Consider the following 14,803-nt stretch of genomic DNA (forward strand, 5'->3'; position numbering starts at 1 on the left):
CGGGCAGCTCGTTGATCGCGACGATGCCGCGGTGCGCGCGCGGGATGAGACCGTAGGCGATGGTCTCCGGGTCGCCGAGGCTGCGACCCTCGGCCACCTTGATCGGGTCGATGTCGCCGACCAGGTCGGCCACGCTGGTGTCCGGGGTGGCCAGCTTCTCGGTGTAGCGCTCGCTGCGATGCCGCCAGGTGATCGGCAGGTCGTCACCGGAGTCGGCCACCCGCCGGATCGACTCCGGGGTGATCGGGGTGTACGGGTGCTCACCCAGCTCGGAGCCGGCGACCCGGAGACCATCGCCTACGGTCTCATCCCGCGCGCGCACCGCGGCATCGTCGCGATCAACGAGCTGCCCGACCTCGCCGAGCGCATCCAGGTCTCGATGCTCAACGTGATGGAGGAGCGCGACATCCAGGTCCGCGGGTACACGCTTCGGCTGCCGCTCGACGTGCTCGTCGTCGCGAGCGCGAACCCGGAGGACTACACGAACCGCGGGCGGATCATCACCCCGCTCAAGGACCGGTTCGGCGCCGAGATCCGCACGCACTATCCGTTCGAGCTCGCGGCCGAAGTCGGCGTCATCATGCAGGAGGCGCACCTGGCCGCCGAGGTGCCCGAGTATCTGGTGCATGTGCTCGCCAGGTTCGCCCGCTATCTGCGCGAGTCGCGGTCGATCGACCAGCGTTCGGGGGTGTCGGCGCGGTTCGCGATCGCCGCAGCCGAGACGGTCGCCGCCGCCGCGCGGCACCGGTCCGCCGTGCTCGGCGAGCAGGAGGCGGTGGCTCGGGTCGTGGACCTGTCGACGGTGGTCGACGTGCTGCGCGGCAAGCTCGAGTTCGAGTCCGGTGAGGAGGGCCGCGAACAGGCGGTGCTCGAACACCTGCTGCGCCGGGCCACGGCCGACACCGCGCAGCGCCTGCTCGGCGGGATCGACGTCGGGCCGCTGGTGCTGGCGATCGAGAACGGCTCGGCGGTGACCACGGGTGATCGGGTGTCCGCGCGCGACGTGCTGGCCGCGGTGCCCGAAGTGCCCGCGATCGCCGAGATCCAGCAGCGCCTCGACGCGAAGAGCGACGGGCAGCGGGCCGCGGCCGTCGAACTGGCGCTCGAGGCGCTGTATCTGGCCAAGCGGATCGACAAGGTGTCGGGCGAAGGCGAAACCGTCTATGGCTGAACACCTCTCGCGGTGGCCGCGCGGCGCCGAATGTGAATCTGACGACGGAAATCGCCGGAAAACGTCGTCAGATTCACAGTCCAGGACGGGTAGAGGTCTTGGCCATGGCTGAACACCTCTCGCGGTATTCGCGATACACCGGCGGACCGGACCCGCTGGCGCCGCCGATCGATCTGCGCGAAGCGCTCGAGCAGATCGGCGAGGACGTGATGGAGGGAAGCTCCCCGCGGCGGGCGCTGTCCGAGTTGCTGCGGCGCGGTACCAAGAACATGCGCGGCACGGACAAACTCGCGGCCGAGGCCAACCGTCGTCGCCGGGAGTTGTTGGCCCACAACAACCTCGACGGCACCCTGCAGGAGATCAAGAAGCTGCTCGACGAGGCGGTGCTGGCCGAGCGCAAGGAACTCGCCCGTGCGCTCGACGACGACGCCCGCTTCAACGAGATGCGGATCGAGTCGCTGCCGCCGTCGCCGGCCAAGGCCGTGCAGGAGCTCTCCGACTACGACTGGCGATCGCAGGAGGCTCGCGAGAAGTACGAGCAGATCAAGGACCTGCTCGGTCGCGAGATGCTCGACCAGCGGTTCGCTGGGATGAAGGAGGCGTTGGAGAACGCCACCGACGAGGACCGCCAGCGTGTCAACGAGATGCTCGACGACCTCAACGACCTGCTGGACAAGCACGCGAAAGGCGAAGACACCCAGCAGGATTTTGAGAACTTCATGAACAAGCACGGCGAGTTCTTCCCGGAGAACCCGCGCAACGTCGACGAACTCCTCGACTCGCTGGCCCAGCGCGCGGCGGCCGCGCAGCGGTTCCGCAACAGCCTGTCGGCCGAACAGCGTGCGGAGCTGGATGCGTTGGCGCAGCAGGCGTTCGGATCGCCGTCGCTGATGAACGCGCTCAACCGGCTCGACGCGCACCTGCAGGCCGCGCGGCCGGGGGAGGACTGGACCGGGTCGGCGGAGTTCTCCGGCGACAACCCGCTCGGCATGGGCGAGGGCGCGCAGGCGATGGCCGACATCGCCGAACTCGAGCAGCTGGCCGAGGCGCTGTCGCAGAGCTACGCCGGCGCGACGATGGAGGACGTCGACCTCGACATGCTCGCCCGCCAGCTCGGTGAGGACGCCGCCGTCGACGCGCGCACGCTGGCGGAGCTGGAACGCGCGATGATGGACCAGGGCTTCCTCGACCGCGGGTCCGACGGCCAGTGGCGACTCTCGCCCAAGGCGATGCGCCAGCTCGGCGAGACCGCGCTGCGCGATGTGGCGCAACGGCTTTCGGGCCGCCACGGCGAGCGCGACACCCGGCGGGCCGGCGCTGCGGGGGAGCTGACCGGCGCGACCCGGCCGTGGGCGTACGGCGACACCGAGCCGTGGAACGTCACCCGGACGCTGACCAACGCGGTGCTGCGCCAAGCCGGGACGGGGGTGGCCGAACGCCCGATCCGCTTGACGGTCGAGGACGTCGAGGTCTCCGAGACCGAGACGCGCACACAGGCGGCGGTCGCGCTGTTGGTCGACACCTCGTTCTCGATGGTGATGGAGAACCGGTGGCTGCCGATGAAGCGGACGGCGCTGGCGCTCAACCATCTCGTCAGCACCCGGTTCCGTTCGGATGCCTTGCAGATCATCGCGTTCGGCCGCTACGCGCGCACCGTGACGCCTTCCGAACTCGCCGGCTTGGAGGGGGTGTACGAACAGGGCACGAACCTGCACCACGCGCTGGCGCTGGCGGCGCGGCATCTGCGCCGTCAGCCCAATGCTCAGCCGGTGGTGCTCGTCGTCACCGACGGTGAGCCGACTGCGCATCTCGAGGCCTACGGCCGCGCCGGAGCCGATTCGGCGGCCCAGCCGCCGTCCGTGTTCTTCGACTATCCGCCGCACCCGCGGACGATCGCGCACACCGTCAAGGGTTTCGACGAGGTGGCCGCACTCGGGGCGCAGGTGACGATCTTCCGACTGGGTGACGACCCGGGGCTGGCGCGGTTCATCGACCAGGTGGCGCGGCGGGTCGAGGGCCGGGTGGTGGTGCCGGATCTCGACGGGCTGGGCGCCGCGGTGGTCGGCGACTATCTGCGTTCGCGGCGCCGCCGCTGAGCCAGGCGGGCGCCGAGACCGACGTTATGGCGGCTGTATCGACGGCGCGGCGACCAGAACGTCGGTCTCGGCGAAAGGTCAGGCGGGCTTGCGCTTCTTGCGCTTGACGGCAACCCGGCCCCACAGCGAGAAGCCGCGGATGCACACGCACGGCGCGCCCGGTGAGCCGTCGCCCTGCACCGCGTGGTCGAAGGTGCCCATCACTCCGACTCCGCGCAGTTCCACGTTGACCTCCGGTGGCACCAGGATCGTTTGACCGCCGAAGATCGAGTACGAGTGGATCTCCACCTCCGGCGACGTGAAGTCGGCGTACCGCAAATCGACCACGCCGCCGCCGAAGAGCGCGAACGTCGTCATCCGCCTCGGCACGTTCCACCGGCCGCGGCGTTCGAAGCCGCTCATGATCGCGAGCAGCATCGTCGACGGCGCAGGCCGGCACGGGCCGCCGCTGCGCCCCCGGGTGACGGCGCCCGGCAGGTCGGCCGACAGTCGGTCGAGCTCGTCATAGGTTTGCGCGGCGTAGGCCCTGGTCAGCCGATCTTCATACTCGTTGAGCTGAAGGCGGCCCTGGGCGGCGGCGTCAGTGAGCAGCTGCGCCACCTGGATCCGATCGGTGTCCGCAGCACGCATCGAACCGTTCCGCGACGCTGGAGTGCTCATCGATTACGAGCGTACGACGAACCGTGGCACACGCAAGAGCATTGTCCAAACTGTGCCCTGACGGGCTACGGCGAAGAATGTAGACGACCAAACTATTGCTGGGTGCGGGTCCAGTTCGGCTCGCGCTTCTGCAGGAACGCCATCATGCCCTCCCGGGCCTCCTCGGAGACGAACAATTCCGCCGACTGCACGGTGAGCTCTTCGGCCCGCCGGTCGAAGTCCGCCACGACGGCGGCCGTGGTGAGGGCCTTCGAAGCCGCCAGGCCCTGCGGGGACGCCTTGGCGATCGCCGCGGTGAGCTCGGCGACGCATGCGTCGACGTCGTCGGTGGCGACGGTGACGAGGCCGATCTCGGCCGCCTCCGCAGCGCCGAACTTCTCGCCGGTGACGAAGTAGCGGCCCGCCGCCCTGGCGGTCATCTTCGGCAGCAGGGTCAGCGAGATGATCGACGGCGCCACCCCGATACGGGCCTCGGTCAACGCGAACGTGCTCTGCCGGCCGGCGACGACGATGTCGCAGGCACCGATCAGTCCGAGGCCGCCGGCGCGAACGTGTCCGTCGATCGCGCCGATCACCGGCACGGGCAGTTCGAGGATGCGCCGCAGCAGGCGGGTCATCTCGCGCGCTCGGTCGACGGCCAGTTGGCTCGGGTCGGCGGTCGCGCCGCTACTAGAGGACTCAGCCAGGTCGGCGCCCGCGCAGAACGTGCCACCGGTGTGGCCGAGCACGACGACCCGGACGGCGGGGTTCGCGACGGCGTCGGTGAACCCCTGGTGCAACTGGTCGACCAGCGCTGTCGACAGCGCGTTGCGGTTCTGCGGCGAGTCGAGGGTGAGCCGGGCGACCGGCCCGTCGACGGTGTAACCGACCAGTGTGCTCATCAGTACGGGCCCATCAGTACGACCGAGGCAGCCCGAGCGAGGTCTGCGCGACGAAGTTGAGGATCATCTCCCGGCTGACCGGCGCGATGCGGGCGAGCTTGGACGCCGTCACGGCGGCGGCGATGCCGTACTCCTTGGTCAACCCGTTGCCGCCCAGTGACTGCACGGCCTGGTCGACCGCGCGCACCGACGCCTCACCGGCGGCGTACTTGGCCATGTTCGCCGCTTCCGCCGCGCCGACGTCGTCACCGGAGTCGTATAGCGACGCGGCCTTCTGCATCATCAGCTTGGCCAGCTCGATCTCGATGTGGTTCTGCGCCAACGGATGCGAGAGCCCCTGGTGTGAGCCGATCGGGGTCTTCCACACCTGGCGGCTCTTGACGTAGTCGACGGCCTTGTCGATCGCGAACCGGCCCATGCCGACCGCGCTGGCCGCGCCCATGATCCGCTCGGGGTTCAGGCCGGCGAACAACTGGGCGATCGCCGCGTCCTCGGAGCCGACCAGCGCGTCGGCGGGTAGCCGCACCTCGTCGAGGAAGAGCTGGAACTGGTTCTCCGGGCTGACGATCTCCATGTCGATCTTCGTCCAGCTCAACCCTTTGGTGTCGGTCGGCACGATGAACAGCGCCGGCTTGAGGTTGCCCGTTTTGTGGTCTTCCGTTCGGCCGACGACGAGCACCGCCTGCGCCTGGTCCACACCCGAGATGAACACCTTCTGCCCGGACAGGATCCAGTCGCTGCCGTCGCGGCGCGCGGTGGTGGTGATGCGGTGACTGTTGGAACCCGCATCGGGTTCGGTGATCGCGAACGCCATCGTGATCGAGCCGTCGGCGATGCCGGGCAGCCAGCGCTTCTTCTGGTCCTCGGTGCCGAACTTGGCGATGATCGTGCCGTTGATGGCGGGGGAGACGACCATCAGCAGCAGCGGACATGCCGCCGCCGACATCTCCTCCATGACGATCGCCAACTCGTACATGCCGGCGCCGCCGCCGCCGTACTCCTCGGGCAGGTTGACCCCGATGAAGCCGAGTTTGCCTGCCTCTCCCCACAATTCGTCGGTGTGCTGATCTGCGCGGGCCTTCTCCAGGTAGTAGTCCTGACCGTAGTTGGCGGCCATCGCGCTGACGGCCTTGCGCAACGCCTGCTGCTCTTCGGTTTCGACGAAACTGCTCACTGTTCTCCTTCGACTCGAGCGAGGACGGTACCGACATCGACCTGTTGGCCGGGTTCGACGTTGAGTTCGGCGAGCACGCCGTCGGCCGGCGCTGTCACGGTGTGCTCCATCTTCATCGCCTCCAGCCACACCAGCGGTTGGCCGGCGGTGACGACGTCACCCACCGCCGCGCCGATGCGCAACACCGAACCGGGCATCGGCGCCAGCAGCGAGCCGTGCGCGACCGCGGCGTCGGGGTCACCGAAGCGGGGCAGTTCGGTCAACTGCACTGGCCCCAGCGGAGAGTCGACGAAGACGTCGCCGGCGTAGCGCGCGACGGCGAACGGCCGGTCGACGCCGTCGATCCGCAGCACCACCTGTGTCGGGGCCGCCGAGACCAGCGAGACACCGTCGTGCCCGGGCAGTTCGAGACCGTCACGCGTGAACCGGTAGCGCACCTCGTGTTCGTCACCGGCCGAGTCGCTGAACCGCTTGGTCTGGTACACCGACGCGAGATTGCGCCAGCCGCTGGGCGCTGCGGCGAAAACTGCCGCGCTGGCCCGGTTCTCGGCGGATATGGCGAGCGCGGCGGCGATCGCGGACAACGTGACCGCATGATCGTCGGTCAACGGGGCGGCCAACTCGGCCAGTCCGTGCGTGTCGAAGAACGCGGTGTCGGTGGCGCCGTCGACGAACGCGGGATGCCGCAACACGTTGACCAAAAGATCGCGGTTGGTGCGCACGCCGTGGATGCGGGTGCGGGCCAACGCATCGGCGAGCACCCCGGCGGCCTGGCGCCGCGTCGGCGCGTACGAGATCACCTTGGCCAGCATCGGGTCGTAGAAGACCGAAACCACCGATCCGTCGACGATGCCGGAGTCGACCCGCACCTGCTGCGGCGCCTCGAACCGGTGCACGGTGCCGGCCTGCGGCTGCCAGCCCTTGGCCGGATCCTCGGCGTAAAGCCGCGCTTCGATCGAAAAGCCCTGCGCCGGAGGGGGTCCCGGGTCGAGCCTGCCGCCGTCGGCGACGAGCAGTTGCAACTCGACGAGGTCCAGCCCGGTGGTCTCCTCGGTGACGGGATGCTCGACCTGCAGGCGGGTGTTCATCTCGAGGAAGTAGAAATCGCCTGCCGAGTCGGCCATGAACTCGACGGTGCCGGCGCCGGTGTAGTCGATCGCGGTCGCGGCGAGCCGTGCGGCCTCGAACAGCTTGGCGCGCATGCCCGGCGTGCGCTCGACCAGCGGCGAGGGAGCCTCCTCGATGATCTTCTGGTGTCGCCGCTGGATCGAGCATTCGCGTTCGCCGACCGCCCAGACGGTGCCGTGCTGATCGGCCATCACCTGCACCTCGACGTGGTGCCCGCTCGCCAGGTAGCGCTCACAGAACACCGTCGGGTCACCGAACGCCGACTGCGCCTCGCGGCGGGCCGCCTCGACCTGGCCCTGCAGCTCCGCCAGGTCGCGCACCACACGCATGCCGCGCCCACCGCCGCCCGCCGACGCCTTGATCAGCACCGGCAGCTGATCGGCGGTGACGGTGTCGGGGTCGAGCTCGTCGAGCACCGGGACGCCGGCGGCCGCCATCAGTTTCTTGGCCTCGATCTTCGAACCCATCGCGGCGACCGCGGGCACCGGCGGCCCGATCCAGGTAAGCCCGGCGTCGAGCACCGCGGCCGCGAAATCGGCGTTCTCCGAGAGGAACCCGTAGCCCGGATGGATCGCATCGGCGCCGGCGGCCTTCGCCGCGGCGACCAGCTGCCCGGCATCGAGGTAGCCGTTGCGGCCGTCCAGGCGAACACGCGCATCGGCCTCGCCGACGTGCGGCGAGTGCTCGTCGGGATCGGTGTAGACCGCGACGGTGCCGATACCCAGCCGCCGGCACGTCGCGAACACCCGCCGGGCGATCTCGCCGCGGTTGGCCACCAGAACTCGTGTGATCATGCGTGCGCTCACATCCGGAAGACGCCGAAGTTCGACGTCCCCTTGATCGGGCCATTGGCGATGGCGGACAGACACATTCCCAGCACGGTGCGGGTGTCGCGCGGGTCGATCACCCCGTCGTCGTACAGCCGGCCGGACAGGAACATCGGCAGCGACTCGGCGTCGATCTGCGCCTCGACGGCGGCGCGCAGGGCGGCGTCGGCTTCCTCGTCGACGGCCTGGCCGCGGGCCTCGGCGGCGGCGCGGCTGACGATGGACAGCACGCCGGCCAACTGGGCACCGCCCATCACCGCGGACTTCGCGCTCGGCCAGGCGAACAGGAAGCGCGGATCGTAGGCGCGGCCGCACATGCCGTAATGACCCGCGCCGTACGACGCGCCGATCAGCAGTGAGAGGTGCGGCACCGTCGAGTTCGACACGGCGTTGATCATCATCGAGCCGTGCTTGATCATACCGCCTTCCTCGTACTTCCGGCCGACCATGTACCCGGTCGTGTTGTGCAGGAACAACAATGGGGTGTCGGACCGGTTCGCCAGCTGGATGAACTGGGTCGCCTTCTGCGACTCCTCGCTGAACAGCACTCCTCTGGCGTTGGCCAGGATGCCGATCGGATATCCGTACAGCCTCGCCCAACCGGTCACCAGCGACGAGCCGTACATCGGCTTGAACTCGTCGAACTCCGAACCGTCGACGACTCGGGCGATGACGTCGCGCGGATCGAACGGGACTCGCAGATCGGCGGGCACGATGCCGAGCAGCTCCTCGGCGTCGAACAGCGGCTCGACCACCGGCGCCGGCGCCGGCCCCTGTTTGCGCCAGTTCAGCCGGGCCACGATACGGCGGCCGATCCGCACGGCGTCAGGCTCGTCGATCGCGAAGTAGTCCGCCAAACCGGAAGTGCGCGCGTGCATCTCGGCCCCGCCGAGCGACTCGTCGTCGGCTTCCTCGCCGGTCGCCATCTTGACCAGCGGCGGCCCGGCCAGGAACACCTTGGACCGTTCCTTGATCATCACGACGTGGTCGGACATACCGGGGATGTACGCGCCGCCGGCTGTCGAGTTGCCGAACACCAGCGCGATGGTCGGGATGCCGGCCGCCGACAGCCGGGTGAGGTCGCGGAACATCTGCCCGCCGGGGATGAAGATCTCCTTCTGCGTCGGCAGGTCGGCGCCGCCGGACTCCACCAACGAGATCACCGGCAGCCGGTTCTGCAACGCAATCTGGTTGGCGCGCAGGATCTTCTTCAGCGTCCACGGGTTGCTGGTGCCGCCTTTGACCGTGGGGTCGTTGGCGACGATCAGGCATTCGACGCTTTCGACGGCTCCGATGCCGACCACGACGCTGGCCCCGACGGTGAAGTCGCTGCCCCACGCGGCCAGCGGGCTCAGCTCGAGGAACGGCGAGTCGGGGTCGAGCAGCAGCTCGATGCGTTCGCGCGCGGTGAGCTTGCCTCGGTCATGGTGGCGCTGCACGTATTTGGCGCCGCCGCCGCCCAGCGCCTTGGCGTGTTCGGTCTCGAGTTCGGCGAGCTTGGCGGTCATCACGGCGGCCGCCTCGGCGTATGCCGCCGACCCCGTGTCGAGAGCAGAGCGTGGCGCCGTCATGACTGGAAGCCCAGCGTCTTGGCGGCCAGCGACGTCAGGATTTCCGTCGTCCCGCCGCCGATTCCGAGGATGCGCATGTCGCGGTACTGGCGTTCGACCTCCGACTCGGCCATGTATCCCATGCCGCCGAACAGCTGCACCGCCTGGTTGGCCACCCATTCGCCGGCTTCGACGGCGGTGTTCTTGGCGAAGCACACCTCGGCGATCAGGTTCGTCTCACCCGCGAGCTGCCGCTCGACGACGTGGCGCGTGTACACCCGCGCGACGTCGATGCGCCGCGCCATCTCGGCCAGTGTGTTCTGCACCTGCTGGCGCGAGATCAGCGGCCTGCCGAACGTCTCGCGGTTGCGGCACCATTCGACGGTCAGGTCGAGACAGCGTTGCGCACTCGAATACGCCTGCGCCGCAAGGCCGACCCGCTCGGCGACGAACGCTCCCGCGATCTGCAGGAAGCCGGAGTTCTCCGCGCCGACGAGGTTGGCCGCGGGCACCCGCACGTCGGTGTAGGACAGCTCGGCGGTGTCCGACGAGCGCCAGCCCATCTTGTCGAGCTTGCGGGTCACCGCAAAACCTGGCGTGTCCTTGTCGACCACGAGCAGCGACACCCCGGCCGCTCCGGGCCCGCCCGTGCGCACCGCGGTGACGACGTAGTCCGCCCGAACGCCGGAGGTGATGTAGGTCTTGGCGCCGTTGACGATGTAGTCGTCCCCGTCCCGGACGGCCCGCGTCGTCAGGTGGCCGACGTCGGAGCCGCCGCCCGGTTCGGTGATCGCGAGGCTGCCGATCTTTTCGCCCCGCAACGTCGGCCGCACGTAGGTGTCGATCAGCCGCTCGTCGCCGGAGGCGATCATGTGCGGCACCGCGATCCCGCAGGTGAACAACGACGCGAACACGCCGCCGGGCGACCCGGCGTAGTGCATCTCCTCGCAGATCACCACCGCGTCGGCGCCGTCACCGCCGCCACCGCCGACCGCCTCGGGCAGCCCGGCGCCCAGCAACCCGGCCTCGCCGGCGCGCAGGTGCAGTTCACGCGGCAAGTCGCCGCTGCGCTCCCACTCGTCGACGTGCGGAAGCACCTCGCGCTCGGCGAACGTCCGCACCGTCTTGCGCAGTTGTTCGCGTTCGGGGGTGTGCCAGATGTTCACGACAACAGCTCCTCGGGGATATCGACCGTCCTGCTGCGCAGCCATTCGCCCAGGCCCTTGGCCTGCGGGTCGAACCGCGCCTGGTACGCGACGCCCTGACCGAGGATGTCCTCGATGACGAAGTTGACCGCGTGCAGGTTCGGCAACAGGTGACGGGTGACGGGCAGATCGGTTGTCTCGGGCAGCAGTTCGCGCAGCTTGTCGACGGTCAGCATGTGCGCGAGCCAGCGCCACTGCTGCTCGGTGCGCACCCACACGCCGACGTTCGCGCTGCCGCCCTTGTCTCCGCTGCGCGCACCGGTGACGGTGCCCAGCGGCAGGCGCCGCGTCCTTCCCGGCGGCAACGGCTCGGGCAACGCGGCAGCAGGTGCGGGTGCGAGCTCCAAAGTCTTAGTGGCCGAGGGCATTTCGATGCGGGTCCCGTCGGCGTGCACGGCGACGTGTGGCACCTCGTCGGCGGCGACGAACGCCGGCTGGTACACGCCGTAGACCTGGCCCTGGCCGGGTGGACTGGTCGCGTGGAAACCGGGGTAGCTCGCCAACGCCAATTCGACTGCGGCAGAGGAGAACCGACGACCGACATTGGCCGGGTCCGGGTCGCGGACCACACACCGCAGCAGTGCGCTCGCCGCCTCCTCGGTGTCGGCGTCGGGATGGTCGGTGCGTGCCAGCGTCCACTCCATCTCCGCGGGCTTGACCTCCAGGCTGTCTTCGAGCTGGCGACGCACCAGCTCGGACTTGGCCTCGATGTCGAGGCCCGTGAGCACCAGCACCATCTCGTTGCGGAATCCGCCGATGCTGTTGAGCGACACCTTGAGCGTCGGCGGTGGCGGCTCCCCGCGCACGCCCGAGAGCAGCACGCGGTCGGAGCCGTCGTCGGACAACTCGATGCTGTCGACACGCAGCGTCGCGTCCGGATTGGCGTAGCGCGCCCCGGTGATCTCGTACAGCAGCTGCGCGGTGACCGTGTCGACGGTGACGGCACCGCCGGTGCCGGGGTGCTTGGTGATGACCGATGATCCGTCGGAGCGGATCTCGGCGAGCGGGAACCCCGGGTGCGTCAGCGCCGTCAGATCGGGAAAGTCGCGCGCGAAGAACGCGTAGTTGCCGCCCGTGGCCTGCGCACCGCACTCGATGACATGTCCCGCGGCGACGGCGCCGGCGAGCGCGTCGTAGTCGGTGCGGCTCCAGCCGTGGTGCGCCGCCGCCGGCCCGACGATCACCGACGCGTCGGTCACCCGGCCGGTCACCACCACATCGGCCCCGGAGTCGAGGCACTCGACGATGCCCCACGCGCCGAGATAGGCATTGGCCGCCAGGACGCCGTCGAATCCGAGCTCGTCGGCGCGTCCGATCAGGTCGTCACCCTCGACATGCGCCACCGTGGCAGCGAGACCCAGCCGCTCGGACAGCCCCCGCACCGCGTCGGCCAGCGCGGCCGGATTGAGCCCGCCGGCGTTGGCGACGATCCGCACGCCGCGGTCGAGGGCCAGCCCCAGACACTCCTCGAGCTGGGCCAGGAACGTCTTGGCATATCCGCGAGCCGGGTCTTTGGCCCGGTCGCGGGCGAGGATCAGCATGGTGAGTTCGGCCAGGTAGTCGCCGGTCAGGTAGTCGAGGTCACCGCCGGTCAGCATCTCCCGCATCGCCGCCAGGCGGTCGCCGTAGAAACCAGAGCAGTTGCCGATGCGCACAGCGCGGGAGGTCACGCAGGCTCCCTTCGTCGCGGGCCTCAACCAACCGGTAGGTTAGCGGGTACCGGCGGTATCGCGTCAAGACATTCGGCGGACGAGTCGGTGTTTTGGAGGCTACGCAGGTCGTTGGCTATCCTGAAGGGCACTTGCCGACGCTGCACTGACGCTCGGCGCCAGACTCACCCCCTCAAGAGGAGACCCGATCATGGCTGTGCCCAAGCGCAGGATGTCGCGCTCGAACACCCGTAGCCGGCGCGCGCAGTGGAAGGCCAAGCGCACCGAGCTCGTCGGTGTCAACGTCGCCGGTCAGCAGCACAAGGTTCCCCGCCGGCTGCTCAAGGCCGCTCGCCTCGGCCTGATCGACCTCGACCGCCGCTGACCCGGCGCGCCTCTCAGGCCACTCTCAGATAGGGGGCCGACACTGTGGCTGTGCGCATACTTGTCGTCGACGATGATCGCGCTGTGCGCGAGTCCCTGCGCCGGTCGCTCTCCTTCAACGGTTACTCCGTCGAACTGGCTCAGGACGGCCTCGAAGCACTGGACCGTATCGCCAGTGACCGGCCCGACGCGCTGGTGCTCGACGTCATGATGCCGCGGCTGGACGGGCTCGAGGTGTGCCGCCAGCTCCGCAGCACCGGCGACGACCTGCCGATCCTGGTGCTCACGGCGCGCGACACCGTCTCCGAGCGGGTGGCCGGCCTCGACGCCGGCGCCGACGACTACCTGCCCAAGCCGTTCGCCCTCGAGGAACTCCTCGCCCGGATGCGGGCGTTGCTGCGCCGCACCGGCCCGGACGACGGCGCTGAGTCGGCCGCGATGACCTTCTCCGATCTGTCGCTGGACCCGGTGACGCGTGAGGTGACCCGAGGCCAGCGTCAGATCAGCCTGACGCGCACCGAGTTCGCGTTGCTCGAAATGCTCATCGCCAACCCGCGCCGGGTGCTGACCCGCAGCCGCATCCTCGAAGAGGTGTGGGGATTCGACTTCCCGACGTCCGGCAACGCCCTCGAGGTGTACGTCGGCTACCTGCGCCGCAAGACCGAAGCCGAGGGAGAGCCGCGACTGATCCACACCGTGCGCGGGGTGGGTTACGTGCTGCGCGAAATGCCCCCCTGATGTCCGCGCCGAGTTACGGGACTGCGCCACAACCCGATTCGCTTCAGCCGCCGTCGAGAACCAGCTCGGTGTCGCTGAGGTGGCGCGTGATGCTGTTGGCGATGTCGATGGTCGCGATGGTCGTGGTGTTGATGGCGGTGGCCGTGTGGGCGGTGGTGTCCCGCGCGCTCTACGACGACGTCGACAACCAGCTGCGCACCCGGGCCCGGCTGCTGATCGAAAGCGGCACCTTGCAGGCCGACCCCAGTAAGGCGATCGAGGGCACCGCGTACTCGGATGTCAACGCGATGCTGGTGATCCCGGGGCGCGCGATCTTCACGGCCAATCAAGAAGGCCAGGCCCTGCCGCTGGGCGATCCCGAAAAGGCAGTGCTGCGAGGCGATCTGATCATGTCCCTGCGCACGGTGAACCAGCAGCGGGTGCTCGCGATGCACCTGTCCAATGACAGCTCTCTGCTGATCTCCAAGAGCATGGAGCCGACGGCCCAGCTGCTCCGACGCCTGAGCACCGTGCTGATCATCGTCGGCGGAGTCGGGGTCGCGGTCGCCGCGATGGCGGGCGGCGCCGTCGCGCGCGCGGGACTACGGCCGGTGGCGCGGCTGACCCAGGCCGCCGAACGCGTGGCTCGCACCGACGACCTGCGGCCCATCCCGGTGTTCGGCAGCGACGAACTTGCGCGCCTCACCGAGGCGTTCAACATGATGCTGCGTGCGCTGGCCGAGTCGCGGGAACGCCAAGCCAGGCTGGTCACCGATGCCGGACATGAACTGCGCACACCGCTGACGTCGCTGCGGACGAACGTCGAACTGCTGATGGCGTCGATGGCCCCCGGAGCGCCGCGGTTGCCGGAGGAGGAGATGGCGGGGCTGCGCGCCGACGTGCTCGCGCAGATAGAGGAATTGTCCACGCTGGTCGGCGATCTGGTCGACCTCACCCGCGACGACGCGGGAGTGACCGTGCACGAATCGGTCGACGTCGCCGAGATCGTCGATCGCTCCCTGGAGCGAGTTCGCCGTCGCCGCAACGACATCGAGTTCGTGGCGACGACCACGCCGTGGCTGGTCTACGGCGACGACGCCGGGTTGGGGCGTGCCGTGCTCAACCTGCTCGACAACGCCGCGAAATGGAGCCCTCCCGGCGGCCGGGTCGTCGTGCGGCTGCACCAGGTCGATCCGATGCACGCCGAGTTGGTGGTCTCCGACTACGGCCCGGGCATCCCGCTTCAGGAGCGGGCCCTGGTGTTCGAGCGCTTCTACCGCTCGACGACGGCGCGGTCGATGTCCGGCTCGGGCCTGGGGCTGGCGATCGTCAAACAGGTGGTGCTCAAACACGGTGGTTCG

At 69.2% G+C, this 14,803-nt stretch carries 11 protein-coding genes and 2 pseudogenes; 5 read left to right on the forward strand and 8 right to left on the reverse strand.

Features of this window, described 5'->3' with window-relative positions; translation table 11 throughout:
* Window positions 1–283 (reverse strand): annotated as a pseudogene (locus tag A5663_RS09125) (magnesium chelatase); the annotation flags it as partial.
* Here A5663_RS09125 and A5663_RS09130 point away from each other — a divergent pair.
* Together A5663_RS09130 and A5663_RS09135 are read left to right on the forward strand one after the other, a co-directional pair.
* Window positions 275–1,171, forward strand: a pseudogene (locus tag A5663_RS09130) (sigma 54-interacting transcriptional regulator); the annotation flags it as partial. The pseudogenes A5663_RS09125 and A5663_RS09130 sit on opposite strands and share 9 nt — an antisense overlap.
* A 104-nt stretch (window positions 1,172–1,275) precedes the next feature.
* Window positions 1,276–3,267: a VWA domain-containing protein gene (locus A5663_RS09135; RefSeq protein ID WP_068147056.1), complete on the forward strand. Its 1,992-nt coding sequence runs from the start codon at window positions 1,276–1,278 to the stop codon at window positions 3,265–3,267.
* 78 nt (window positions 3,268–3,345) lie between these two features.
* Here the strand turns inward: A5663_RS09135 and A5663_RS09140 are convergent, their stop codons facing one another.
* From A5663_RS09140 to A5663_RS09170, 7 genes are all read right to left on the reverse strand, one after another.
* Window positions 3,346–3,927 carry a DUF1707 domain-containing protein gene (locus tag A5663_RS09140; protein WP_068147059.1) on the reverse strand — a complete coding sequence of 194 codons (582 nt, stop codon included), beginning with the start codon at window positions 3,925–3,927 and terminating at the stop codon, window positions 3,346–3,348.
* 92 nt (window positions 3,928–4,019) lie between these two features.
* Window positions 4,020–4,808 carry an enoyl-CoA hydratase family protein gene (locus tag A5663_RS09145; RefSeq protein WP_068147062.1) on the reverse strand — a complete coding sequence of 263 codons (789 nt, stop codon included), beginning with the start codon at window positions 4,806–4,808 and terminating at the stop codon, window positions 4,020–4,022.
* Window positions 4,809–4,821: 13 nt separating this feature from the next.
* Window positions 4,822–5,982, reverse strand: coding sequence for an acyl-CoA dehydrogenase family protein (locus A5663_RS09150; protein WP_068147064.1), 1,161 nt, complete (start codon window positions 5,980–5,982; stop codon window positions 4,822–4,824).
* On the reverse strand, window positions 5,979–7,904 hold the full coding sequence (locus A5663_RS09155; RefSeq protein ID WP_068147067.1) for a biotin carboxylase N-terminal domain-containing protein: 1,926 nt from the start codon (window positions 7,902–7,904) through the stop codon (window positions 5,979–5,981). The genes A5663_RS09150 and A5663_RS09155 overlap by 4 nt, the downstream gene beginning before the upstream one ends.
* An 8-nt stretch (window positions 7,905–7,912) precedes the next feature.
* Window positions 7,913–9,508 carry an acyl-CoA carboxylase subunit beta gene (locus A5663_RS09160; protein WP_068147070.1) on the reverse strand — a complete coding sequence of 532 codons (1,596 nt, stop codon included), beginning with the start codon at window positions 9,506–9,508 and terminating at the stop codon, window positions 7,913–7,915.
* Window positions 9,505–10,653, reverse strand: coding sequence for an acyl-CoA dehydrogenase family protein (locus tag A5663_RS09165; protein ID WP_068147073.1), 1,149 nt, complete (start codon window positions 10,651–10,653; stop codon window positions 9,505–9,507). The genes A5663_RS09160 and A5663_RS09165 overlap by 4 nt, the downstream gene beginning before the upstream one ends.
* Complete coding sequence (locus tag A5663_RS09170) at window positions 10,650–12,347, reverse strand: acyclic terpene utilization AtuA family protein (RefSeq protein ID WP_197503349.1); 1,698 nt, start codon at window positions 12,345–12,347, stop codon at window positions 10,650–10,652. Before A5663_RS09170 ends, A5663_RS09165 begins: the two co-directional genes overlap by 4 nt.
* 205 nt (window positions 12,348–12,552) lie before the next feature.
* On the opposite strand from A5663_RS09170, the gene rpmF reads away from it, so the two are divergent.
* The 3 genes from rpmF to A5663_RS09185 form a co-directional block, all read left to right on the forward strand.
* Window positions 12,553–12,726, forward strand: coding sequence for a 50S ribosomal protein L32 (gene rpmF, locus A5663_RS09175; RefSeq protein ID WP_068147079.1), 174 nt, complete (start codon window positions 12,553–12,555; stop codon window positions 12,724–12,726).
* Between the two features lie 50 nt (window positions 12,727–12,776).
* Window positions 12,777–13,463, forward strand: a complete 687-nt coding sequence (locus A5663_RS09180; protein ID WP_068147082.1) for a response regulator transcription factor — start codon at window positions 12,777–12,779, stop codon at window positions 13,461–13,463.
* On the forward strand, window positions 13,463–14,803 hold a 1,341-nt coding region (locus A5663_RS09185; RefSeq protein ID WP_068147085.1), incomplete at its 3' end, for a HAMP domain-containing sensor histidine kinase. The genes A5663_RS09180 and A5663_RS09185, both read left to right, overlap by 1 nt.

This window comes from Mycobacterium sp. E740, from assembly GCF_001672895.1.
Taxonomy (GTDB): Bacteria; Actinomycetota; Actinomycetes; order Mycobacteriales; family Mycobacteriaceae; genus Mycobacterium.